The 534-nt window shown below is 37.1% G+C and carries 1 protein-coding gene; it reads left to right on the top strand.

Annotated elements, in window-relative coordinates; translation table 11 throughout:
• On the top strand, positions 1-534 hold a 534-nt coding region (locus tag IDG60_RS27230), incomplete at both ends, for an AAA family ATPase (protein ID WP_164825709.1).

Here is a 534-nt window from a genome sequence, read left to right as displayed (position 1 = left end):
TACAAATGCATATTGGTGAAATAGAAGATGCGAATCAAGTGAACTATGCAGCTTCACAAAAAGAAGCTTTGCAAACGGCTATCAATTCTAAGGTGATGCTATTAACCGGTGGACCGGGAACAGGAAAAACGACAGTAATTAAAGGTATTGTTGAATTATATGCTGAGATTCATGGCTTATCATTAGATTATGATGATTATGTCAATGATGATTATCCAGTTGTATTAGCAGCGCCAACAGGAAGAGCGTCCAAGAGACTACAAGAGTCAACTGGATTAGAAGCTATGACGATTCATCGTTTAATAGGTTGGAATCAAGACACAAAGCCAGAGGATATATTAGAAAATGAAATAAACGCACGACTCATAATCATTGATGAGATGTCTATGGTAGATACTTGGTTGTTCCACCAATTTTTAAGTGCAGTTCCTTTAGATGCACAATTGATATTTGTAGGTGATGAGGACCAATTGCCTTCTGTAGGTCCTGGTCAAGTATTTAAAGATTTAATTGAATCGAAAGCTATACCACGAG

Source organism: Staphylococcus sp. EG-SA-2 (genome assembly GCF_017152085.1).
The sequence above is the reverse complement of the archived record's forward strand: the minus strand, read 5'-3'. Positions and strand labels throughout refer to the sequence as shown.